Below are 20974 nucleotides of genomic sequence, written 5' to 3'. Positions count from 1 at the left end.
ACATCTTTGCGAAAGGCCCTCCAACTTCGGTTGGAGGGCCTTTTTGCGTTCCCGGAAACCCTCGGGGACCACTATGTCCGATTCCTGTGTGGGCCAGGTCACCCTGGAGTATGTTGTCGAGAACAACATTCGCTCCAGCTCAACCGCCCACAGGCGGTGGTTCCACGAAAGGCCCACGCTCATGCGTCAGGGGATCTTCGGCATCGCGGCCGTCTCGATCGCACTTCTCACTTCGCTCACCGCCTGCGGCGACGACACTTCGAACTCCTCGGGAGGGGGCGGCGCCAAGATCGGCGTCATCCTGCCCGACAGCAAGACCTCGGCGCGGTGGGAGACGGCGGATCGCAAGTACCTCCAGCAGGCGTTCGACGCCGCGGGGATCAAGGCCGACATCCAGAATGCCCAGGGCGACAAGAACGCCTTCCAGACGATCGCCGATCAGATGATCACCAACGGCGCCTCGGTGCTGATGATCACCAACCTCGACAGCGGCACCGGCAAGGCCGTCATTCAGAAGGCAAAAGCGCAGGGCGTCACCGTGATCGACTACGACCGGCTGACTCTCGGCGGCGGTGCGCCGTATTACGTGTCGTTCGACAACGTGAAGGTCGGACAGCTCATGGGCGACGGCCTCGCGAAGTGCTTGGCCGACAAACAGGCGGCCAAGCCGGTGGTCGCCTACCTCAACGGCGGCCCGACCGACAACAACGCCGCCCTGTTCAAGAGCGGTTACGACGGCGCGCTGAAGCCGAAGTTCGACGCGGGCGAATATGTGAAGGGCCCGGATCAGGCCGTTCCGGAATGGGACAACACCAAGGCGGGCACCATCTTCGAACAGATGCTCACCGGCACGCCGAACCTCGGCGGCACCGTCGCGGCCAACGACGGGCTGGCCAACGCGGCCATCGCAGTGTTGAAGAAGCAGAAGCTGAACGGGCAGATCCCGGTGACAGGTCAGGACGCCACGGTCCAGGGTCTGCAGAACGTCCTGGCCGGTGATCAGTGCATGACCGTGTACAAGGCGATCAAGCTCGAGGCCGCCGCCGGCGCGAAGCTGGCGATCGCGCTGGCCAACGGGGAGAAGGGCGAGGCGCCGAGCACTGTCGACGATCCCGAGGCGAAGTCGAAGGTGCCCGCGGTGCTTCTCGAGCCGAAGGCGATCTTCAAGAACAACGTGAACGACGTCGTGGCGGACGGCTTCGTCGACAAGGCCGAGCTGTGCACCGGTGAGTTCACCAAGCTCTGCGCGGACAACGGCGTCCGCTGATGACCGACACCCCGCTCATCGAATTGCGCGGATTAGAGAAGAGTTTCGGTGCGGTCCATGTCCTGCACGATATCGACTTCTCCGCCTACCGCGGTGAGGTGACGGCCCTCGTCGGCGATAACGGCGCAGGCAAGTCGACCCTGGTCAAATGCATCGGCGGCACCCATGCGATCGATGCGGGCGAAGTGCTGTTCGACGGTGAGCAGGTGCAGATCGGCAATCCGCGAGACGCGGCCGAACTGGGGATCGAGATCGTCTACCAGGATCTCGCGCTCTGCGACAACCTCGACATCGTGCAGAACATGTTCCTCGGCCGGGAGAAGAAGCACGGCCTCGTGCTCGACGAATACGGCATGGAGGAGCTCGCGGGCGCGACCCTGGCCGGGCTGTCGGTGCGCACGGTGAAGTCCGTGCGTCAGAAGGTGGCCAGCCTGTCCGGCGGACAACGCCAGACCGTCGCCATCGCCAAGGCCGTGCTGTGGAACAGCAAGGTGGTGATTCTGGACGAGCCGACCGCGGCGCTCGGCGTCGCCCAGACTCAGCAGGTTCTCGAACTGGTGCGCCGCCTGGCCGACAAAGGTCTTGCGGTGGTGCTGATCTCGCACAACATGAACGACGTCTTCGCGGTGTCGGATCGGATCGCGGCGCTGTATCTGGGCCGGATGGCCGCACAGGTACGGACCGCCGAGGTGACGCATTCGCAGGTCGTCGAACTGATCACCTCCGGCCGCAGCGGGAGTCTCGGAATCGGAGTGCAGGCATGAGCGCGGTTGTCACGGACAAGGCCACCGAGCCCGCCGCACCGGTGACCGAGTTGGTCACCGGCTATGTCGCGCGGATTCGTGGCGGCAACATGGGCGCCTTGCCCTCGGTTATCGCGCTGGTGGTGCTGTCGGTCGTCTTCTGGATCGCGCGGCCGGTGTTCATGACCCAGGGCAATATCGCGAACCTGCTCACCCAGGGCGCCGCCATCGCGGTGATCGCCATGGGCTTGATCTTCGTGCTGCTGCTCGGGGAGATCGATCTGTCGGCCGGTTTCACCAGCGGTGTGTGTGCCGCGGTGCTCGCGGTCCTGCTCACCGACAAGGGCTGGCCCTGGTACGCGGCGGTGCTCGTCTCGTTGCTCACCGGTGTGGTGATCGGGCTGACCATCGGTGCGATCGTGGTGAAGATCGGGGTGCCGTCGTTCGTCGTGACGCTGGCCGCGTTCCTGGCGCTGCAGGGCGTGGCACTGAAGATCATGGACAACGGCCGCAACATCTCCATCCACGACGAGACGATCCTGGCGATCGCCAACAAGAATGTGCCGCCGCTGCTGGGCTGGGTCATGTACCTGGTGCTGGTGGGTGGGTTCTCGTTGGTGCAGTACCGAAAGTTGCGAGCGCGCACCACGCTGGGGCTGACCGGCGAGACGGCACCGGTGGTCGCGTTGCGGATCGCCACGGTCGCGGTGGTCGCGGGGATAGCGGTGCTGGTGCTCAACGACGAGCGCAGTCGCAATCCGGAGGTCAACTCGCTGCAGGGCATGCCGATCGTGGTGCCGATCATCATCGCGCTGTTGCTGCTGTGGACCTTCGTGCTCAATCGCACCTCGTTCGGCAGGCATGTCTACGCGGTCGGCGGCAGCGTGGAAGCGGCTCGGCGCGCGGGCATTCCGGTCGACCGGATCAAGATCAGCGCCTTCGTGCTGTGCTCGACGATGGCCGCCGTCGGCGGCTTGATCGCGGCCTCGCGGGCCAACTCGGTCGATCCGAACACCGGCGGTTCCGATGTTCTGCTCACCGCCGTCGGTGCGGCGGTGATCGGTGGGACCAGCCTGTTCGGTGGTCGTGGCCGGATGCTCGATGCGGTACTCGGTGCCGCGGTGGTCGCGGTGATCAACAACGGGATGGGCCTGATGGGCTACAGCGCGGGCACGAAATTCGTTGTGACAGGATTTGTCCTGCTGCTCGCGGCGGGGGTGGACGCGCTGTCGCGCAAGCGTTCGCTGCCAGGAAGTTGACCATCGACCGGGAAGGCTGGGCCGGATGAGGGCTGCACCCGCCCCGGACGAGATCCGAACACGTAATCTCGCCGTGCTGTTGCGCCACGTCCATTTGAGCGGGCCGGTCTCGCGGGCGGAGCTGGCCGAGCGAATGGGCCTGAACCGCAGCACAATTCTGGCGCTGACCACCGATCTGGCCGCTGCCGGGCTGGTGAGTGAGCAACTGCCACGCCAGACCGGGAAGGCCGGTCGGCCGTCGCTGGTGGTGCGGCCGGAGTCGGAGCGGGTATTCGTGCTCGCGCTGGACGTCGGCGCGGATCGGCTCGCGGTAGCGCGGGTCGGTCTGGGCGGTGTGATTCTCGACCGGCGTGAAACGCCGCGTGAGAGTGCGGCTTTCGATCCCGACGAAGTGATCGAATCCCTGGCGGTGCTGGCCGAGACGATGATCGACACGGCAGGACGCGACAGTGTCTGCGTGGGTGTGGGTCTCGCGTTCTGCGGGATGGTTCGGCAGGGCGACGGTGTGGTGCGGTACGGGCCGAACATCGGCTGGGTGGATGTGCCGGTGGGCGCGAAACTGTCCGAGCGGCTCGGTGTTCGGGTCGTGGTCGGCAACAACGCGAATCTGGGAGCGCTCGCCGAGCGTGAGCGGGGTGTCGGTGCGGGGGTGTCGGAACTGATCTACCTGCACGGTGAGGTCGGCATCGGTGGTGGCGTCATCATGGGTGGTGAGCTGCTCGGTGGTGAGGGCGGCTACGGCGGCGAGGTCGGGCACATGATCGTCAACCCCGGCGGGCGGACGTGCCGGTGTGGTTCACGTGGCTGCCTGGAGGCCGAGGCGGGGGAGCTGGCGTTGATCGCGCTGGCGGGGCGTGCCGACCTCACCGGCCGGGCGGCGGTCGAGGCGATCGTCGACGCGGCGGCTCGCGGTGACGCGGTCGCCCGCGACGCGTTGCACCAGGTCGGGGACTGGCTCGGCTACGGGGTGGCCAATCTCGTCAATATCTTCAACCCGGCGATGGTCGTGTTCGGTGGTGTCCTGCGCGAGATCTACCTCGCCTCGGCCGCGCAGGTCCGCAGCCGGCTGGCGGAGAACGGACTACTGGCCGTGCGCGAACGCGTTCGTCTGCGGACCTCCGCGCTGGCCGACGACGCGCCGCTGATCGGGGCCGCGGAACTGGCGTTCGCCGACGTGCTGACCGACCCACTCCAGACACTGGCGCGTAGCTCCGGCAGGTGATCGATCGGCGCCGGTCTCGCGACTATCGTGAAGGAATGGCGACCACAAGGATCGGCACGCAGATCAATGCGCCGCGCTCGACCGTCTACCGCCTGATGTTGGACGCCGACGCGGTCGCGGCCTGGATGCCCCCGCCCGGGATAACAGCCGAAGTGCATCGGTTCGAGCCGAAAGAGGGCGGATCGTTCTCGATCACCCTCACCTATGACGAGCCGACGGCCACGGGTGAGACGCGGCCGCCGCACCGCGACGCCTGTTTCGGGACGTTCCGCACGCTGGTACCGGATGAGCAGATCATCGAGGTGCTGGAATTCGTCACCGAGATCCCGGACATGACCGGTGCGCAAACCGTGACGTTCACCCTGACCGACGCCGACGGCGGCACCTACCTCGACACGGTGCACGAGGGGGTTCCGCCGGGGCTGAGCTCCGCCGACAACGAGAGAACCTGGCACCAGTCGTTGGCGAAACTGACCGCGCTGGCCGAGCGGGAATCGCGCGGCTGACCGCAGACCCACGCGGAGTCGTGCCCTTCAAATCATAGAAACGCTAATGGTGTTCGGGGGCGATCGTGGTTGCTTGAATTCGTCTATGTACCGACCGAACACCTCTCGACCCGGCCTGCGTGGCCGCGCCACCGCCGCACTCCTCGCGATGGCAACCGTTGCGACGCTCGGCCTGACCGGCTGCGCGCAAGGCAACAACACACCGGTCGGCACCCCCGACGCGCCACTGCCCACCGAGGTTCCACCGGGGACCACGCTCGTCGTCGCCGATCAGTCGGAACGTCTGCAATCGGCGCTGCGGCTGTCCGGTGAGCTGGACAAGCTGCCGTTCAAGATCGAGTTCGCGAACTTCGTCGGCGGCCCGGCCATTCTCGAGGCGTTCCGGGCAGGCGCGGCCGACGTCGGTCAGGTCGGCGATGTGCCGCCGATCCACGCACTGGCCGCCGGCCAGGACGTCCCGATCATCGGCTCCTACCAGACCAACCCTCAGGCGCTGAAACTCGCTGTCGCGCCGGGCCGTTCGATCAGCAAGCTCGCGGATCTGAAGGGCAAGAAGATCGCCTACGCCGAGGGCACCGCCCAGCAGGCGGCGGTGCTGAAGGCGCTCACCAAGGCGGGTCTGAAGCCCACCGATGTGGAGCTGGTCCGGCTGCAGCTGGCCGAGTTCCCTGACGCGGTCCGCACCGCGCAGGTCGACGTCGCGCCGCTGATCGAACCCAACGTGACCCGGTTCCTGCGCACCGAGGGCGCCTCGCTGATCCCGGACTCGGAGACCACGGGCATCTACAGCGGCCTCGCCTACCTGTACGCGCGCCGGGCGGTGGTCCAGGATCCGGCGAAGGCCGCCGCGACCCGTGCTCTGGTCGGCGCGTTCGTGCGGGCCTGGCAGTGGACCAACACCCATCGCGAAGAATGGGCCACCCGCTACTACGTCGGAAGCCAGAAGGTCAGCGCCGACGATGCCAAGCGGATCGTCGAATCGCTGGGCACCTACACCTTCCCGCACCTGGACCAGCAGTTGATCGCCCGGCAGCAGACCACCATCGACGCGATCGACGCCGTGGGCGAGCTGCCCAAGAAGATCAAGGCCGTCGACGGTTTCGACCTGCGCTTCGACGCCGCGGTCACCGAGGCGGTCACCGCCAGCGGAGCCGCGTTCGCACCGGCGGTGAGCTGATGGCCACCATCGATGCCGGGGCGCTGCGCAAACTCAGGACCAGCACGGCCCCGGTCGAGGCACTCGCCCCACGCGGGCGAGGCCGGCGCAGACTGGGGCCCGGCAAGCCGATCCCGTTCGGCTTCGCCCTCGGTCCGGTTCTGCTCATCGGTACCTGGGTTATCGGCTCCGCGATCGGGGCCATCGACCCGGAGACCTTGCCCGCGCCGTGGACCGTCGCGCAGACCGCGGGCGAGCTGATCGCCGACGGACGATTGCAGTCCAATCTGCTGACCTCGTTGCAGCGCGCCGTGATCGGCCTCGTTCTCGGTGTGGCGATCGGCGTGGTACTCGCGCTGGTCGCGGGGCTGAGCCGGATCGGTGAGGCAGTGGTCGACGGTCCCGTGCAGATCAAGCGGGCGATCCCGACGCTGGCACTGATCCCGCTGTTCATCGTCTGGTTCGGGATCGGCGAGCAGATGAAGCTGATCGTGATCACCACCAGCGTGCTCATTCCGATCTACATCAATACCCACGCCTACCTGCGCAGTGTCGACGCGCGCTATGTGGAACTGGCCGAGACGGTCGGGCTGTCGCGGTGGGGCTTCCCGCGTCGCATCGCGTTGCCGGGCTCGTTGCCGGGCTTCTTCCTCGGACTGCGGCTGGCGGTGACCATTTCCTGGTTGGCGCTGGTGGTGGTCGAACAGGTCAACGCGACCAGCGGCATCGGCTACCTGATGACCCAGGCGCGCACCTACGGCCAGATCGACGTGATCGTCGTCGGTCTGGTGATCTACGGGCTGCTCGGACTGTTCGGTGATCTCGCCGTGCGGGCAACGGAACGAAAGGTGCTGGCATGGCGACAGACACTGGGCGACTGAGCTCCGACGAGCGGGTCGTCGTACGTACCCGCGCCCTGACCCGTGGCTTCGGCGAGCGAATCGTCTTGAACGGCATCGACATCGAGATCCGGCGTGGCGAGTTCGTCGCGCTGCTCGGGCGCAGTGGTTCCGGCAAGAGCACGCTGCTGCGGGCACTGGCCGAACTCGATTCCGACGTGCCCGGATCCGGTGACCTGACGGTGCCGACGCAGCGTGCGGTGGTGTTCCAGGATTCGCGGCTGCTGCCATGGGCGCGGGTACGCGACAATGTGGTGCTCGGGCTGACCGGCCGCGACGCGCAGCAACGCGGGCGCTCCGCACTGGCCGAAGTTGGGTTGGCCGGGCGAGAAAAGGCTTGGCCACGTGAGCTTTCCGGCGGTGAACAGCAGCGGGTGGCGTTGGCCAGGTCGCTGGTGCGCGAGCCGGAACTGCTCCTGGCCGACGAACCGTTCGGCGCGCTCGACGCGCTGACCCGGATTCGGATGCACGCCCTGTTGCAGGCGCTGTGCGAGCGGCACCGGCCCGCCGTGCTGCTGGTGACCCACGATGTGGACGAGGCCGTGCTGCTCGCCGATCGGGTTCTGGTCCTCGACGAGGGCCGGATCACGATCGACCAACGCATCGAGACCCCGCGCCCGCGCAGACACGCGCACCCGGAGTTCGTCCGGCTGCGCGAGGTGCTGCTGACCGGGCTCGGCGTCGACACAACAGATTCAGAGAAAGTGAAACAGGCCTCATGAGTGCACCGCGTCAACTGAGTCTGAACGCGTTCATCTACCCGTCCGGGCATCATGAGGCCGCCTGGCGGCATCCCGACAGCAGGCCCGACCGCATCTACGACGTCTCCTACTACCAGGAGATCGGGCGCACCGCGGAGGCGGCGAAGCTCGATGCGGTGTTCTTCGCCGACGGTCCCGCCCTGCGCACCGATGTTCGTCACAATGCCGCGCCCGGCTTGGAGCCGATCACGCTGCTCACCGCGATCGCGGCGGCGACAACACATCTCGGTCTGATCGCCACCGCGTCGACCACCTACTACGAGCCCTACAACCTGGCGCGGCTGTTCTCCTCGCTCGACCATATCTCCGGTGGACGCGCGGGCTGGAACATCGTCACCACCGGCACCGATCTGGCCGCGGCCAACTTCGGGCTCGAACGCCACCCGGACCACGCCGAACGCTATGCCCGCGCACGGGAATTCGTCGACGCGGTGGTGGGGCTGTGGGACAGCTGGGAGGACGACGCGATCGTGCTCGACCGCGCCGCCGGTGTGTACGCCGATCCGGACAAGATCCATCCGATCGATTTCGTCGGCGAACACCTCAGTGTGCGTGGGCCGTTCAACTCGGCGCGGACACCGCAGGGCCGTCCGGTGCTGGTGCAGGCCGGTGCGTCGAACGAGGGCCGTGCCTTCGCGGGCAAGTACGCGGAGGCGATCTTCACGGCCCATCAGCGACTTTCGGACGCGCAGTCCTTCTACGCCGATATCAAGTCCAAGGCCACCGAATTCGGCCGTACCGCCGACGAGGTGAAGATTCTGCCGGGGATCAGCCCGTTCATCGCCGACACCGAGGCCGCGGCACTGCGTTTGGAACGTGAGTTCAACGAGCTGACGGTGCCCGAATACGGGCTCAAGCAGCTGGAATCGATCACCGGCACCTCGCTGCGCAGCCTCGAGCTCGACGAGCTGGTGCCCGTGGAAGTGTTCGCGGGGGCGGGCGATGTCACCGACAACGCGCGCAGCAGATTGCAGGTGGTGGCGGGAATCGTCGAGCGGGAACGACCGACTTTGCGTGGGCTGCTGCACCGGCTGGCCGGCGCGCGCGGACACCGGGTGTTCGCGGGAACCCCCGAGCAAGTGGCCGACACCATCGAAGAGTGGTTCACCCAGGGCGCGGCGGACGGCTTCAACGTGATGCCGCCGTACTACCCCGGTGGGCTCGAGGTATTCGCCGAAACGGTGGTGCCGATCCTGCAGGAGCGCGGGCTGTTCCGCACCGAATACACCGGGACCACGTTGCGCGACCACTTCGGGCTCGCGCGCCCGGAAAGCAAGTTCGCCCGCAGTGCCGCACTAGCCGGATGACGGCGGGCTGTAGTAGTCGGCCCGGCACCCGCCGGTCGGTGGTGGCGCCGTGACTCAGCTGCGATCCATGGCGCTGGCGGTGTTCGTTCCGTCCGCCATCTACGGAATCGGTTCGGGCGCCGCGGCTCCCATGCTGCCGCTGCGCGCACTCGAACTCGGCGCGTCGGTCGGCACCGCGGGCGTGGTCGTCGCCATGATGGGCTTCGGGCTCATTCTCGGCGATCTGCCCGCGGGCTGGCTGGTGGCGCGCACGGGGGAGCGCAAGGCGATCGCGCTCGGTTCCTTCACCTGCGCGCTGGGCCTGCTCGTGGCCATCCTCGCGCCGAACATCGCCGTGTTCGCCCTCGGGCTGCTGATCAACGGCGCATCGGGGGCGGTGTGGGGGCTGGCCAGGCAGACCTACATCGTGGCCGTGGTGCCGAGTGCCGATCGGGGACGGGCCTTTTCGGCGCTGGCCGGGTGGATGCGGTTCGGGTTCTTCGCCGGGCCCTTCCTCGGCGCGGGCGCGGTGCACTGGCTCGGCCCGGTCGGCGGGCTGTGGATCCAGCTCGTCGCCATGCTCGTCGCGGGTGCGCTGGTGTTCGCCATGCCGGAGACCGATGGTTCACCGACGGTGGTGAGCGACAACACGATTCGCTCCGTGGTGGTCGAGCATCGCAGGCTGCTCAGCACGCTCGGACTCGGCGCCCTGCTGATGGGAGCGGCACGGGCGGCCCGGCAATCGCTGCTGCCGTTGTGGGCGGTGCACATCGGCGCCGACGCGGCGAGCACCAGCATCGTGTTCGGTATCGCGGGCGCGGTGGACGTGCTGATGTCGTATCCGGCCGGGATCTGGCTGGATCGTTACGGCCGCAAGGCGATCGGCGTTCCCGCGATGATCGCCTTCGCGGCGGGATATGCCGCGCTGCCGTTCGCGGGGTCGGTGGTCGGGCTGACCGCTGTCGCCGTGCTACTCGGCTTCGCCAACGGGTTGAGCAACGGCGTGATCATGACCGTCGGCGCCGATGTGGCGCCGCCCGGTCAGCGCGCGGAGTTCCTCGGTGCCTGGCGGCTCACCCACGACATCGGGATGTTCGCGGGCCCGATCGCGGTCGGCGCGATCAGCGCGGTGACGGTGCTGGGCGCGGCGGCGGGAGCGCTCGCGGTGGCGGGGCTCGGCGGAGCGGCCGCGATGTATCGCTGGTTCCCCGGACGCCCGGTCGTCGCGGTGGCGGTGCCGAGGAAGCCTGCCGCGAGTCCGAACGAAACCAGGGAATCGGTGGAGAGCAGTTGACGATGCCGCCGGCGGCATCAGGAAAGCCCAGGGCCAGGCGGCGTCGCGTCCGGTGAGGCCGAGGATGCGGTCGATCAGCGGGGCGGTGGCCGCGACAAGTACCTCGGGGCCGGTAGATACCCATCTCACGGCCCCGATCGGCGGTGTCGTCGTAGGTGTCGCGCAGCACGTCCCAGTGGGGCGTGCTGCCGCTCGCGCGAGCGAGGTCCCAGCCGTGGACGTCCGGGCGTCGGTAGTGCACCGAGGTGGCCACCGCGGCGCGGTGCTCGCGACGGCGGCCGGAAGCGTTCGGATTCGACCGCCCCTACAGTGGAAGTATGTCGTCATTCGATCGGCATCCGTCCACCGTCGCGGACTTCGACGATGCGCGTCGGCGGGATCGGTTGCGTGAAACCAGGCTGGGACACGGGTGGCGCGGTTGGCGCCGGACCAGGCTGGCGGTGCTGCGAATTCTCGGGGTGCTGCTGGTCGCGATGATCGTGTTCGGGCAGTACTGGGTGCACGATGTGGCTCCCGAACGCGATCGGCTGGCACAGACCACGCCGGAGTTGCTGCCCGCGAATCTGCCCGCGGACGCGCGGGATTGGGATACCGCGGTCGTCGATATGGTGGGGCTCGGGGGAGTCAACGCGGCACCGACCGCCAAGGCACTGCCCGCGCTCAGTCGCCTCGGGGTGGTGTGGGCGGTGCGCTACGACAACGCGGGTATCGACACCAAGGTGATCGCCGAGATGATCGTGCGGGCCGCGCGGTACGGCAATGTGCGCAATATCGTGCTGGTCGGTCACAGCATGGGCGGGATCATCGCACTCGAGGTGGCGCGCCATATCCACCTGGGCAGCGACCGGCGATTGGTGGCCGTCGTGCTGGACTGCACGCCGATGGATCTGGACGCGGTCCGCCCGGAGAGTCGCAGTCGCGGTGCCGATCTGGTGCGGTGGGTGGGCTGGTTGCCCGGGGCGAGGGAGAGCAGACTCCTGCGCTTCGTGGTCGAGATGTCGGCTCGGCGTGAACGTTTCGCGCAGCGGGACGGACTGTTCTTCGATATCGACTACCGCGCCATGGGTCAGGCGGCCTCAGAGGTATTGCGCGACAAGATCTTCTCTCGTGATGCCGCCAGCAACGGGTTGATCGAGGCGCAGTTCCTGGCGATCGTGGCCGGCGGCGGCACGGCGGATCTGCGGGCGCTCGGCAAACCGAATCCGGACAAGCGAAACCCGGCGATCGTGTTCATCCGGCCCCGCGAGGCGTCGCGCGATGACGTGGTGGACGTGGAGTATTCGCACAGGGTGCTGATCGAACAGTCCGGCGGCGTCAACGGCACCCTGTCGGTGGTGCGGCCGACTCGGACCGAACACGCGAATCCGATTCAGCGACCGGGTGAATACAACGAGGTCATCGAAACGCAGGTACTGCCGTTCGTGCGGCGCTACCAGGAAGCCAATCGCAACGACCCGCCCTGATCAGCGCACCCGGGTCCCGAGGATGGTGCGCACGCCCGCGATGAACAGCTGCAAGCCGAAGTCGAAGCGCGCGGTGGGGTCGGGAGTGTCGAGCAACGGTGTGTTGTCCTCGGGCAGCGCGCCGACGGAGTCCATCTGCATGCGCGACTGCTCGTCGACGGTCTGGCCGAGCACGTAGTAGAGCAGGGTGTAGGCCGTGAGATCGGCTTCCTCCCTGGTCATCCCGGCACGGATCACAATGCCCGCCAGGCGTTCACGTGCCTTGCTGGTGGTCAGGCGCGAGGCGTAGGTGGCCGAGACCAGTTCGGCGCCGTCGCGATAGGCGAGCAGGCAGTCGCGCAGTCGATGCGCCAGTTCGGTGAGCTGCGCGGGCCATTCGGCGGCTGCGATCGGCTCGTCCATCGGGGCGAGAATCCGGTCGGCCACCGCGCCGAGCAGGGTCTGCTTGTCCTTGACGTGCCAGTACAACGCCCCCGGCTGCACCTGCAGCGAGCCCGCGAGCCGGCGCATCGTCAGATCGGCGAGCCCGTACTGATCGAGAATCGCGACGGCGGCATCGACCACATCCGTCTTCCGCAGTTGCACGCGCGTCCTTCCGACGATTTTCCGACCCGAGTGTCGTGGTTCACTCGTAGCCGCTACCCTATCCTGAACACCGTTCAAGTTGCACGGCCACGCCGGGTGGACCACACCCACGGCACGTGCGCACACCCCCGTCGAAGGGACATCACGTCGTGACGCAGGCACCCGTCCAGACCGATATTCTGGCTATCGCCCGTGAGCAGGTGCTCGAGCGCGGCGAGGGCCTCACCGAGCAGCAGGCCGTCGAGGTGCTCCGCCTGGGTGACGAACACCTGGAAGCGCTGCTCGAGCTCGCCCACGACGTGCGGATGAAGTGGTGTGGCCCCGAGGTCGAGGTCGAGGGCATCATCAGCCTCAAGACCGGCGGCTGCCCCGAGGACTGCCACTTCTGCTCGCAGTCGGGCCTGTTCCAGTCGCCCGTGCGCGCGGCCTGGCTCGACATTCCCAGCCTGGTCGAGGCGGCCAAGCAGACCGCCAAGACCGGCGCCACCGAGTTCTGCATCGTCGCCGCGGTGCGTGGTCCCGACGAGCGCCTGATGGCGCAGGTCGCCGCCGGTGTGGAGGCCATCCGCAACGAGGTGGACATCCAGGTCGCGTGCTCGCTGGGCATGCTCAACCAGGAGCAGGTCGACCAGCTCGCCGCGATGGGCGTGCACCGCTACAACCACAATCTCGAGACCGCCAAGTCGCACTTCCCCAAGGTGGTCACCACCCACTCCTACGAGGAGCGCTTCGAAACCCTGCGGATGGTGCGCGAAGCGGGCATGGAGGTGTGCTGCGGCGGCATCCTCGGCATGGGCGAGACCATCGAGCAGCGCGCCGAGTTCGCCGCGCAGCTGGCGTCGCTGAACCCCGACGAGGTTCCGTTGAACTTCCTGAACCCGCGTCCCGGCACCCCGTTCGGTGACCTGGAGGTGCTGCCCGCCGCCGACGCGTTGCGCGCGATCGCCACGTTCCGGCTCGCGATGCCGCGCACCATCCTGCGTTTCGCCGGTGGTCGCGAGATCACCCTCGGCGACCTGGGCGCCAAGCAGGGCATGCTCGGCGGCATCAACGCCGTCATCGTCGGCAACTACCTCACCACCCTCGGCCGTCCCGCCGAGTCCGACCTCGATCTGCTCGGTGAGCTGAGCATGCCGATCAAGGCGCTCAACGAAACCCTGTAAAACGCTGTGTACGATCGAGTATCGACCCAGGTCGGCAGGGATGACGCGACCGTCGAGTCACACTTCACGGAGGCGGTAACCGCATTGGACGAGCGCTACAACCCGTTCACCGGCAAGCGGATCGTGGCCGGGATCGACGATGTCACGCCCGCGTCGGCGACGCTCGGTCTCGAACCACCGCGATTCTGCGAGCAGTGCGGACGCCGGATGATCGTGCAGATCAGCCCGGATGGCTGGTGGGCCAAGTGCTCACGGCACGGCGTCATCGAATCGGCACAGTTGGAACGCCGGTAGTGCTCGGCCGCGGGGAGCGCCCCGAGGTGTTGCGGCGCGAGATCGTCGGCGTCGGCATCGTCATGGCCGTGGTGCTGGTGGCGAGTGCGGCGGCCGGGGTGGTGTGGGGTCTGCTCGCACCGACCGAGCGGTTGCGGGTGACTCAGCCGGGGCGCGCCGCGGTGCTCACCGGCGAGAGTCTGCACCTGTTCGACGCGGTCGCGATGTTCCTGTGCTTCGGTGCGGTGGTCGCGGTGCTGAGTGCGGTCGGGGCGTGGCGGTTGCGGACCACGCGCGGGCCCGCGCTCGTGCTCGGCATGCTGCTCGCCTCGGGGCTGGGCGCTGTGCTGATGATGTGGATCGGGGAATGGGTTGCGGGCGTGCGTCATCCGCGTCCCGGCGATCCGGCGATCGGCCAGATCGTCGCGCTGCCGGCGGAAGTCGGGACCGATCTCGCACTGCTGATCCAGCCGTTCCTGGCCGCCCTGGTGTTGTTGTTCCTCGCCGCGCTGCACCCGGCCGTCGATCTCCATTCCGGCGCGGCCGGGCTGCTCGGCGACTTACGTCCGGCCGATTTCGGCGACGAGTCCGACGACTACCGCCTGCCCTACGGTGCCGAACAGTATCGGCCGAGCGGCGATTTCGATCCGAGTTCGCAACCACGCGGCTGAGCGGCCATCAAGCGATACCATTTTCGCATAACAGCAGGTAGATGCCTGGCTGTCGTGTGAGAGGAACGGTCGTGGGATTCATCGGTGGTGGTCCGGTTGTCGAGGAACTGGACGCGAAATTCTGGCGGCTCACCGAACCGCTCACCTACCAGGCCGCGGTCGAAACCTTCACGGTGCCTACCGGATTCCGCACCGACTTCGCCTCGGTGCCGCGCGCGCTGGTCTGGCTGATCCCGCGCTACGGTGCCTACACCAGAGCCGCGATCCTGCACGACTACCTGTGCCGCACAGGCGAAGTCGGCCCCGCCGACGCCGACGGGATATTCCGGCGCAGCCTGCGCGAGGCCGGGGTTTCGGTACCGCGACGCTGGATGATGTGGACGGCGGTCCGCCTCGGCAGCCGGCTTCGTGGGGCGCGTGCGGTCGATGTGCTCGGGTGGTCGCTGATCGCGGTGCCTTCCGTGGTCTTTCTCGTGATCCCGGTGCTGGTGGTCACCGCGGCGCTACTGGTGTTCTGGGTGGTCGAGCTCGGGTTCTGGGCAGTGGGGCGGATCACCCGCCACACTGCGGCGCCGCCGCCGCAACCGCAGATGAAGACCGCCTGATCGCGCATCTCACCCGGAATGGGGGAGGTGGCGGCGCCTTCGCGTGGTTAGCGTTCGGCGCATGTCCGAGCCGAGCACCGACACCGCGCCCCCGGCCCCGCCCGTCGAATGGTCGATTCCGCGCGGTCTGATCGTGCTGCTGTCGCTCGGTGCGGGAGTGGTCACCATCGGCGGCCTGAAGGCCTTCTCCGGCATCATCGGACCGGTCTTCCTCGCCCTCATGTTGACCATCGCGGTGCAACCGATCCAGAGTTGGGCGCGCCGCAAAGGCTGGCCTGCCTGGCTCGGCATGGCCGCGGCACTGGTGGCGGTGGTCGGGATTCTGTTCGGCATCGGTGGGGCGCTGGCGCTGTCGGCGGTGCAGCTGGCCTCGCTGCTGCCCGAATATGCCGACAAGCTCAACGAATTGCTCGACCATGGGCGCGCCTGGCTGTCGGATCTCGGGGTGAGCTCCGACCAGATCCACAAGGCGCTCAGCGGCATCGACGTGGGTAAGGCCGCGAGTGTCATCGAGGAGCTGGTCGGCGGGGTGCTCGGAGTCTTCTCGAATCTGTTCTTCGTCGTGGCGCTGCTGCTGTTCATGGCCGTCGACGGGATGACGATGGACCGCCGGCTGGCGATCGTGGCTCGCGAGCGGCCCGCGATCGCACAGGCACTGGACGATTTCGTCACCGGAACGCGCAAATACCTCATCGTGTCCACGGTGTTCGGTGCCATCGTGGCCGTGATCGACGGTGGGGCACTGTGGTTGATGGGGGTACCGCTGCCGATCCTGTGGGCGCTGCTGTCGTTCATCACCAACTACATCCCGAACGTCGGGTTCGTTATCGGCGTCATCCCGCCCGCGCTGCTGGCCCTACTCGACAGCGGTCCGGTGCTGATGATCTGGGTGATCGTGGTCTATTCGGTGATCAACTTCGTGATCCAGTCGATCATTCAGCCCAAGTTCGTCGGTGACGCCGTGGGCCTCGGAGTCACCATCACATTCCTGTCGCTGGTGTTCTGGGCGTGGGTGATCGGGGCGCTCGGCGCGCTGCTGGCGATTCCGCTGACGCTGCTGGTGAAGGCGCTGCTGTTCGACATCGACCCGACTACACGATGGGCGGATGTGCTGATCGGTGCGCCGATCGACCAGAAACCCGCGCCGCGCAAGGAATCCGGCAAGCCGACCGGGGCCCGGACAGCGGTGGACAAGGAATAGCGGGCGCCGCGGATCGGTTCACCGAAAACCAGTGGAACGCGGTCGGACCCGCTCCCTATCCTGGCAGCATCGTATTTCGGGGGAGGACCTTGACCATGAAGACCGCAGCCGGGCAATCCACTGAGCCGCCCGCCGAGCGACCCGATCTGGTCGCCTGGCGCCGCCGCCACGCCCTGCGCAGCTCGTCCGCTGCCACCGCGGTGCCCAGCGGGCGCGCTTACCGCCGCTCGCCGAAGCATCGCGATCGCCGCCACGATTCGTGACGCCGCCGGGGCTACTGTGATGCTGTCCGGGTCAGCACCACCAGCGGTAGCGGCTTGTCGACCTTGGCCTGATATTCGGCCAGCAAGGAGTTCTCCGCCAGTGCCCATGCCGCGAACTCGTCGTAGCGCTCGCCGGTGAGTACGTCGGCCGTCGCCGCGAACTTCTCGCCGCCCAGTTCGATCGTCACCCGTGGGTCGGCCTTGGCGTTGTGATACCAGGCCGGGTACCGATCCTCGATGAACGAGCTCACATACATCAGGTCATCGCGATACAGCGCGCCGAGCGGAACCACATGCGGCTTACCGCTTTTGGCGCCCGTCGTCGTCAGCAACAGCAGGGTGGCGCCCGCGTAGTCGCCCCCGACCCGACCCTGGTTCTCCCGGAACTCCGTGATGACCCCGTCGTTCCAGCCCGCCATCTCCTCCTCGGAGAACTCCTTGTTCCAGGGAGCATCCGGGTCGTCATAGGAAGTGGTCTGCTTCGCGTCCGTCGCGTCGTTGTCCATGCTCGCAGTGTGGCACCGGCCACCGACAACTTCCGTCCGTCGACCGGCTGTCACCCCTGCGTGGTCTGCACGGTGATCCGGTAGCCGAGGGTGAGTCCTTTGCCGATGTGCGCGGCTCCGCCCAGATGCAGCCATCGGTCGGTGCCGCCGCGTGGATCGGCCAGATAGGCCGCGCGGACGTAGTCGACACCGGCGGGAAACCCGCCGGCAGCCGAGGACACGGTGCTCATGACATACGCCTCGGCCCACACCTGGGGTTCGGGCTCGTTGCCCGGCAGGGGCGCGACGTGCGGGACGAACGCGCCGAACTCGTCGGCCGGTGCTCGATGGGACTGCAGGAATCGGCCCGTCATGGCGAGTCGCACGATGCCGCTGTAGACGGTGCAGACCGGGGTCAGCCGCAACGGCGGGGCGGGCTGGATATCGCACTGCAATTCGCTCATAGGTGCAGTGTGCACTTCGGTCACGTCGGGGGACGGAGGGCGGCGAACTCGTCGGTCACTCGCAGGCCGGAGTCGGTGAAGCGGTAGAGCGCCGCGGGACGGCCGCCTGCCCGGCCGGACGGGGCGGTGTCGCCGGTGGGGGTGATCACCTTGCGGCGGGTGAGGACTCGCTGGAGATTGGTGGTGTCCACGTCGTATCCGAGTGCGGCGCAATAGATTTCGCGCAGGGTCGACATGGTGAAAGTGTCGGGGGCCAGGGCGTAGGCGATGTTGGTGTAGGAGAGTTTGGCGGCCAGGCGGGTGCGGGCGTGGTCGACGACGGTGCGATGGTCGAAGGACATGTCGGGCAGATTCGAGACCGGGTGCCAGGTGGTGTCGGACGGGAGTTCGGGTTCGGTGGTGAGGGGGACCAGGCCGAGGTAGGCCGAGGCGATGCGGCGCGGGGCGGGGACGCGGTCGGGATTGCTGAACACCGACACCTGCTCGAGGTGGTGCAGGTCGCGCACGTCGACCTTCTCGGCGAGCTGGCGCCGGGCGGAGGTGTCGAGGTCCTCGTCGTCGCGCAGGCGGCCGCCGGGTAGTGACCACGTGCCTTTCTGTGGATCGAGCGCGCGTTCCCACAGCAGAACCGCCAACTCCGGGTGCTTGGCGCCTCTACCTGCGGAAATGCTCGACGGGAAGCGGCGAACCTGGAACACCGCGGTGAGCGATTCGTGGATGGTGTTACTATGGGGCACGTTTTCGATTGTAAGTCGAAAACCTGGTTTGGTGCGAATCGCGGCGGTGGAGCCGCTCGCACGATGAAGGGAGCCACCATGGCGACGACGACTGCACAGCGGACGCTGATGGATTCGGTCTTCGACGGACCCAGCGGTTACGCGGGTGTCGAAGCGACGCCGGAATGGGCGCAGGAGGTGCGCCGTCTGGCGCGCGAACGCAATGCGACCATCCTCGCGCACAACTACCAGCTGCCCGAGATCCAGGACGTGGCCGACCACGTCGGCGACTCGCTGGCCCTGTCGCGCATCGCGGCCGAGGCCGAAGAGGGCACCATCGTGTTCTGCGGCGTGCACTTCATGGCGGAGACGGCCAAGATCCTCAGCCCGGCCAAGACCGTGCTCATCCCGGACCAGCGCGCCGGCTGCTCGCTGGCCGACTCGATCTCCGCCGACGAACTGCGCGCCTGGAAAGCCGAGCACCCCGACGCGATGGTGGTGTCGTATGTGAACACCACCGCCGAGGTGAAGGCACTCACCGACATCTGCTGCACCTCCTCCAACGCTGTCGACGTGGTCGACTCGATCGACCCCGACCGCGAAGTGCTGTTCCTGCCGGACCAGTTCCTCGGCGCCCACGTCAAGCGGGAGACCAAGCGCGAGAACATGCACATCTGGGCGGGCGAGTGCCACGTGCACGCCGGCATCAACGGCGACGAGCTCACCGAGCAGGCCCGCACCCACCCCGATGCCGAGCTGTTCGTGCACCCGGAGTGCGGTTGCGCCACCTCGGCGCTGTACCTGGCCGGCGAGGGCGCGTTCCCGGCCGAGCGGGTGCACATCCTGTCGACCGGCGGGATGATCGACGCGGCGAAGGCGTCGCACTCCAATCAGGTGCTGGTGGCGACCGAGATCGGCATGCTGCACCAGCTGCGCAAGGCGGCGCCCGGGATCGACTTCCAGGCCGTCAACGATCGCGCGTCCTGCAAGTACATGAAGATGATCACCCCGGCGGCGCTGCTGCGCTGCCTGGTCGAGGGTGCCGACGAGGTGCACGTCGACCTGGCGATGGCCGAGGCCGGTCGCGCCTCGGTGCAGCGGATGATCGCCATCGGCAACTCCGGTGGTGGCGAGTGACCGGCACCGTGCGGCCGAGCCGGTAACGACCATGACGGTTCCTGTTTCGTGGGAGGCCGAGGTCGACCTGGTCGTCATCGGCGGCGGCGTCGCGGGGCTCACGGCCGCGCGCACGGCCTCGTTGCGTGGGCTGCGGGTGCTCATCCTGAGCAAGGGCGGTCCGACCGACACCTCGACCCAGTACGCGCAAGGCGGCATCGCGGTCGTCGCACCGCTCGGTGATTCGGTCGACTCGCACGTGCGCGACACGGTCGAAGCCGGCGCCGGGTTGTGCGAGGTCGACGCGGTGCGTTCGATCGTCGAGGGTGGACAGGCCGCGGTCGCGGCGCTGACCGACCTCGGCGCGGTGTTCGACCTCGGTCGGGACGGCCAGATCTCGCGCACCCGCGAGGGCGGGCACAGCACGCGTCGCATCATCCACGCCGGTGGGGACGCGACCGGGGCCGAGGTGCAGCGCGCGCTCAATGCGGCGGGATTGCCTGTGCTGTTCGGTGCCGCCGCGCTGCGCGTGGTGACCGGCGCCAAGGGCGTGCAGGGTGTGATCGCGGTGTCGGACAACGGGTTCGGCGTCGTGCACACACCCGCTGTGCTGCTGGCGACCGGCGGTCTGGGACAGCTCTACGCGCTGAGTACGAATCCGCCGGGGGCGACCGGTGACGGTGTGGCGCTGGCATTGTGGGCCGGGGCCGCCGTGGCCGATCTCGAATTCGTGCAGTTCCACCCGACGGTGCTCTACACGCCCGGCGGGGTGGGCAGGCGACCGCTGATCAGCGAAGCGGTGCGCGGCGAAGGCGCGATACTCGTCGACTCCCAGGGGAACTCGGTGACAGCCGGACATCCACGTGGTGATTTGGCTCCTCGTGATGTGGTGTCGCGGGCGATCGCCGAGCGGATGCGGGCGCTCGGAACCGACCATGTCTTCCTCGACGCCCGCGCCATCGAAGGGTTCGCCCAGCGATTCCCGACCATCACCGCCTCGTGCCTGGCGGCGAAGATCGACCCTGCGGCGCAACTGATTCCGGTCGCGCCTGCCGCGCACTACCAGTGCGGCGGTGTTCTCACCGACACACACGGGCGGACCGGTGTCGCCGGGCTCTACGCGGCGGGCGAGGTCGCCAGGACCGGGCTGCACGGTGCCAACCGGTTGGCCTCCAACAGCTTGCTCGAAGGGCTCGTGGTGGGTGAGCGGGCCGGTGCGGCGGCGGCCGAGCGGGTCGGGGTTCGCGCTCGGGTCGAGGAGATCTCCTCGTGGACAGTGGAATTCGCCGACCGATCGGTGGTGCAGCAGGCGATGACCGCGCATGCCTCCGTCGTGCGTGACGGCGACGGACTCGCGCGGGCACGCAGGCGGATCGACGGTGCGATGTCGGCAGTGTCGTCGCTCGACTCGGCTTCTGCTGATTCACCGGCAGCGGCACAGCAACTGCGTCGGATCGAGGACGCGGCGCTCACCTTGACCGCGCGTGCGCTGCTCGGTGCGGCGGCGGCGCGCACCGAGAGCCGAGGGTGCCACACGCGTGCGGAGTCGCCGGGCGCGGTCGAGGATCAGCGGCAC

23 protein-coding genes are annotated in these 20974 nt (G+C 67.8%); 19 read left to right on the top strand and 4 right to left on the bottom strand.

Going from position 1 to position 20974, the window contains the following annotated elements:
• Window positions 1–181: 181 nt before the first annotated feature.
• The 11 genes from ACFWF3_RS01690 (at window position 182) to ACFWF3_RS01640 (ending at window position 11856) form a co-directional block, all read left to right on the top strand.
• On the top strand, window positions 182–1267 hold the full coding sequence (locus tag ACFWF3_RS01690) for a sugar ABC transporter substrate-binding protein (RefSeq protein WP_379312038.1): 1086 nt from the start codon (window positions 182–184) through the stop codon (window positions 1265–1267).
• Complete coding sequence (locus ACFWF3_RS01685) at window positions 1267–2031, top strand: ATP-binding cassette domain-containing protein (protein WP_379312037.1); 765 nt, start codon at window positions 1267–1269, stop codon at window positions 2029–2031. The genes ACFWF3_RS01690 and ACFWF3_RS01685 overlap by 1 nt, the downstream gene beginning before the upstream one ends.
• Window positions 2028–3269: a sugar ABC transporter permease gene (locus ACFWF3_RS01680; RefSeq protein WP_379312036.1), complete on the top strand. Its 1242-nt coding sequence runs from the start codon at window positions 2028–2030 to the stop codon at window positions 3267–3269. Before ACFWF3_RS01685 ends, ACFWF3_RS01680 begins: the two co-directional genes overlap by 4 nt.
• 25 nt (window positions 3270–3294) lie before the next feature.
• Window positions 3295–4491: an ROK family protein gene (locus ACFWF3_RS01675; protein ID WP_379312035.1), complete on the top strand. Its 1197-nt coding sequence runs from the start codon at window positions 3295–3297 to the stop codon at window positions 4489–4491.
• A 35-nt stretch (window positions 4492–4526) separates the two neighbouring features.
• Entirely contained in the window at window positions 4527–4997 is a 471-nt protein-coding gene (locus ACFWF3_RS01670) for an SRPBCC domain-containing protein (protein WP_379312034.1), read from the top strand.
• A gap of 85 nt (window positions 4998–5082) precedes the next feature.
• Window positions 5083–6174: an ABC transporter substrate-binding protein gene (locus ACFWF3_RS01665; protein WP_379312033.1), complete on the top strand. Its 1092-nt coding sequence runs from the start codon at window positions 5083–5085 to the stop codon at window positions 6172–6174.
• Window positions 6174–7034 carry an ABC transporter permease gene (locus tag ACFWF3_RS01660; RefSeq protein ID WP_379312032.1) on the top strand — a complete coding sequence of 287 codons (861 nt, stop codon included), beginning with the start codon at window positions 6174–6176 and terminating at the stop codon, window positions 7032–7034. The genes ACFWF3_RS01665 and ACFWF3_RS01660 overlap by 1 nt, the downstream gene beginning before the upstream one ends.
• Window positions 7010–7774 (top strand): ABC transporter ATP-binding protein, encoded by a 765-nt coding sequence (locus ACFWF3_RS01655; protein WP_379312031.1) that lies wholly within the window; start codon window positions 7010–7012, stop codon window positions 7772–7774. The genes ACFWF3_RS01660 and ACFWF3_RS01655 overlap by 25 nt, the downstream gene beginning before the upstream one ends.
• Window positions 7771–9120 (top strand): LLM class flavin-dependent oxidoreductase, encoded by a 1350-nt coding sequence (locus tag ACFWF3_RS01650; RefSeq protein ID WP_379312030.1) that lies wholly within the window; start codon window positions 7771–7773, stop codon window positions 9118–9120. Before ACFWF3_RS01655 ends, ACFWF3_RS01650 begins: the two co-directional genes overlap by 4 nt.
• A 49-nt stretch (window positions 9121–9169) precedes the next feature.
• Window positions 9170–10393, top strand: a complete 1224-nt coding sequence (locus ACFWF3_RS01645) for an MFS transporter (protein WP_379312029.1) — start codon at window positions 9170–9172, stop codon at window positions 10391–10393.
• A 317-nt stretch (window positions 10394–10710) separates the two neighbouring features.
• Window positions 10711–11856 (top strand): alpha/beta fold hydrolase, encoded by a 1146-nt coding sequence (locus ACFWF3_RS01640; RefSeq protein ID WP_379312028.1) that lies wholly within the window; start codon window positions 10711–10713, stop codon window positions 11854–11856.
• Here ACFWF3_RS01640 and ACFWF3_RS01635 read toward each other — a convergent pair whose 3' ends face one another.
• Window positions 11857–12441, bottom strand: a complete 585-nt coding sequence (locus ACFWF3_RS01635; protein WP_379312027.1) for a TetR/AcrR family transcriptional regulator C-terminal domain-containing protein — start codon at window positions 12439–12441, stop codon at window positions 11857–11859.
• A 149-nt stretch (window positions 12442–12590) separates the two neighbouring features.
• Here ACFWF3_RS01635 and bioB point away from each other — a divergent pair, with 149 nt between their 5' ends.
• The 6 genes from bioB (at window position 12591) to ACFWF3_RS01605 (ending at window position 16617) form a co-directional block, all read left to right on the top strand.
• Window positions 12591–13604 (top strand): biotin synthase BioB, encoded by a 1014-nt coding sequence (gene bioB / locus ACFWF3_RS01630; protein WP_378637307.1) that lies wholly within the window; start codon window positions 12591–12593, stop codon window positions 13602–13604.
• An 84-nt stretch (window positions 13605–13688) separates the two neighbouring features.
• Window positions 13689–13898, top strand: a complete 210-nt coding sequence (locus tag ACFWF3_RS01625; protein WP_378637366.1) for a hypothetical protein — start codon at window positions 13689–13691, stop codon at window positions 13896–13898.
• Window positions 13898–14548, top strand: a complete 651-nt coding sequence (locus tag ACFWF3_RS01620) for a DUF2567 domain-containing protein (protein ID WP_379312026.1) — start codon at window positions 13898–13900, stop codon at window positions 14546–14548. The genes ACFWF3_RS01625 and ACFWF3_RS01620 overlap by 1 nt, the downstream gene beginning before the upstream one ends.
• A 71-nt stretch (window positions 14549–14619) precedes the next feature.
• On the top strand, window positions 14620–15153 hold the full coding sequence (locus ACFWF3_RS01615; protein ID WP_379312025.1) for a DUF1353 domain-containing protein: 534 nt from the start codon (window positions 14620–14622) through the stop codon (window positions 15151–15153).
• A gap of 61 nt (window positions 15154–15214) precedes the next feature.
• Window positions 15215–16354, top strand: coding sequence for an AI-2E family transporter (locus ACFWF3_RS01610; RefSeq protein ID WP_379312024.1), 1140 nt, complete (start codon window positions 15215–15217; stop codon window positions 16352–16354).
• Window positions 16355–16449: 95 nt separating this feature from the next.
• Window positions 16450–16617: a hypothetical protein gene (locus tag ACFWF3_RS01605; RefSeq protein ID WP_358072375.1), complete on the top strand. Its 168-nt coding sequence runs from the start codon at window positions 16450–16452 to the stop codon at window positions 16615–16617.
• Window positions 16618–16628: 11 nt separating this feature from the next.
• Here the strand turns inward: ACFWF3_RS01605 and ACFWF3_RS01600 are convergent, their stop codons facing one another.
• The 3 genes from ACFWF3_RS01600 to ACFWF3_RS01590 are packed head-to-tail and all read right to left on the bottom strand — an operon-like array spanning window position 16629 to window position 18303.
• Window positions 16629–17123, bottom strand: a complete 495-nt coding sequence (locus tag ACFWF3_RS01600) for a nitroreductase/quinone reductase family protein (protein WP_378995769.1) — start codon at window positions 17121–17123, stop codon at window positions 16629–16631.
• A gap of 50 nt (window positions 17124–17173) precedes the next feature.
• Window positions 17174–17566, bottom strand: a complete 393-nt coding sequence (locus tag ACFWF3_RS01595) for a hypothetical protein (RefSeq protein ID WP_378995767.1) — start codon at window positions 17564–17566, stop codon at window positions 17174–17176.
• Window positions 17567–17586: 20 nt separating this feature from the next.
• Window positions 17587–18303 (bottom strand): NUDIX domain-containing protein, encoded by a 717-nt coding sequence (locus ACFWF3_RS01590; RefSeq protein WP_378995765.1) that lies wholly within the window; start codon window positions 18301–18303, stop codon window positions 17587–17589.
• A 78-nt stretch (window positions 18304–18381) separates the two neighbouring features.
• Here ACFWF3_RS01590 and nadA point away from each other — a divergent pair, with 78 nt between their 5' ends.
• Together nadA and ACFWF3_RS01580 are read left to right on the top strand one after the other, a co-directional pair.
• The gene (nadA, locus tag ACFWF3_RS01585; RefSeq protein WP_379312023.1) at window positions 18382–19419 is read left to right on the top strand and encodes a quinolinate synthase NadA; all 1038 of its coding nucleotides are present in this window, start codon (window positions 18382–18384) and stop codon (window positions 19417–19419) included.
• Window positions 19420–19450: 31 nt separating this feature from the next.
• Window positions 19451–20974, top strand: a 1524-nt coding sequence (locus tag ACFWF3_RS01580) for an L-aspartate oxidase (protein ID WP_379312022.1), incomplete at its 3' end; no start/stop codon positions are given.

Origin of the sequence: Nocardia sp. NPDC060220, from assembly GCF_042727815.1 — a bacterium.
In the GTDB taxonomy this organism is placed as follows: domain Bacteria; phylum Actinomycetota; class Actinomycetes; order Mycobacteriales; family Mycobacteriaceae; genus Nocardia.
This window is presented reverse-complemented; position numbering and strand designations above follow the sequence as displayed.

Coding starts and splice junctions, on each gene's coding strand:
- ACFWF3_RS01690 (WP_379312038.1), top strand. CDS start 182: ATGCGTCAGGGGATCTTCGGCATCGCGGCCGTCTCGATCGCACTTCTC.
- ACFWF3_RS01685 (WP_379312037.1), top strand. CDS start 1,267: ATGACCGACACCCCGCTCATCGAATTGCGCGGATTAGAGAAGAGTTTC.
- ACFWF3_RS01680 (WP_379312036.1), top strand. CDS start 2,028: ATGAGCGCGGTTGTCACGGACAAGGCCACCGAGCCCGCCGCACCGGTG.
- ACFWF3_RS01675 (WP_379312035.1), top strand. CDS start 3,295: ATGAGGGCTGCACCCGCCCCGGACGAGATCCGAACACGTAATCTCGCC.
- ACFWF3_RS01670 (WP_379312034.1), top strand. CDS start 4,527: ATGGCGACCACAAGGATCGGCACGCAGATCAATGCGCCGCGCTCGACC.
- ACFWF3_RS01665 (WP_379312033.1), top strand. CDS start 5,083: ATGTACCGACCGAACACCTCTCGACCCGGCCTGCGTGGCCGCGCCACC.
- ACFWF3_RS01660 (WP_379312032.1), top strand. CDS start 6,174: ATGGCCACCATCGATGCCGGGGCGCTGCGCAAACTCAGGACCAGCACG.
- ACFWF3_RS01655 (WP_379312031.1), top strand. CDS start 7,010: ATGGCGACAGACACTGGGCGACTGAGCTCCGACGAGCGGGTCGTCGTA.
- ACFWF3_RS01650 (WP_379312030.1), top strand. CDS start 7,771: ATGAGTGCACCGCGTCAACTGAGTCTGAACGCGTTCATCTACCCGTCC.
- ACFWF3_RS01640 (WP_379312028.1), top strand. CDS start 10,711: ATGTCGTCATTCGATCGGCATCCGTCCACCGTCGCGGACTTCGACGAT.
- ACFWF3_RS01610 (WP_379312024.1), top strand. CDS start 15,215: ATGTCCGAGCCGAGCACCGACACCGCGCCCCCGGCCCCGCCCGTCGAA.
- ACFWF3_RS01605 (WP_358072375.1), top strand. CDS start 16,450: ATGAAGACCGCAGCCGGGCAATCCACTGAGCCGCCCGCCGAGCGACCC.
- ACFWF3_RS01600 (WP_378995769.1), bottom strand. CDS start 17,123: ATGGACAACGACGCGACGGACGCGAAGCAGACCACTTCCTATGACGAC.
- ACFWF3_RS01595 (WP_378995767.1), bottom strand. CDS start 17,566: ATGAGCGAATTGCAGTGCGATATCCAGCCCGCCCCGCCGTTGCGGCTG.
- nadA (WP_379312023.1), top strand. CDS start 18,382: ATGGCGACGACGACTGCACAGCGGACGCTGATGGATTCGGTCTTCGAC.